This is a genomic window from Bacteroides sp. 11BF (assembly GCF_019633765.1).
In the GTDB taxonomy this organism is placed as follows: domain Bacteria; phylum Bacteroidota; class Bacteroidia; order Bacteroidales; family Bacteroidaceae; genus Bacteroides; species Bacteroides hominis.
Window position 1 is genome coordinate 1 of record NZ_JAFKPJ010000074.1, and the last position, 649, is coordinate 649.

General features: G+C 34.5%; 2 protein-coding genes. Both read right to left on the reverse strand.

From position 1 onward, the window contains the following. A partial coding sequence (locus JZY04_RS21045; RefSeq protein ID WP_220577469.1) for a DUF4134 family protein occupies positions 1–243 on the reverse strand: 243 nt, incomplete at its 3' end. Positions 244–262: 19 nt separating this feature from the next. After that, positions 263–604, reverse strand: a complete 342-nt coding sequence (locus JZY04_RS21050; RefSeq protein WP_007559113.1) for a hypothetical protein — start codon at positions 602–604, stop codon at positions 263–265. Between the last annotated feature and the right edge of the window lie 45 nt (positions 605–649).

Genomic DNA, 649 nt, shown 5'->3' on the forward strand with positions numbered 1-649 from the left:
AACAGCCTTTTGTACATCTTGGTCACCAGAGTTCCATTTTAAATAAACTCGCACTGCTCCAACTAATCCTACTAGACCTCCTAGTATCATCATCATGTTTCCTAGGGGGTCCATGTAGGTTGCAAGTTCAGAACTAGCTGCATCAATTCCCGCAGCACCTTGTGCAAAAGTGTTAGTTACTACCATTATGCTAATGGCTAAAGCGAATGCTCTTTGAGCAATTTTTGAAAAAAACTTTTTCATTTGAATAAAAATTAGTTGTTTATTTGTTAAAATTTACGTGTGAAAACATGCTTTTCCCTTTAGCAAGAAGTTGTTCCATTGGAATACCTTGTGTTTCAACTTCCATTTCAATGGATTCATTTACAGATACATAATTCTGTTCAGATTCTTTTTTTTCATCCTCTTTTTCGTATGAGCCTGTTTCAAAATCTTCATCTACAACTTTGTGAGGTATTTCTTCTTCCTCTCCTATTGAAATAATCTCTTCTTCTTCACCTGTATTGGTTTTGCTTTGCTTTAGGAAAGCATCATACAGGATGTTGGCAGCGTAGTAAACTACATAAATGGCAAATACAGCCATGATAAATTGTGAATAACTCATATTCTTAAATTTAAAAGTTTCATTAATCGACCCTTTTTCTGTACT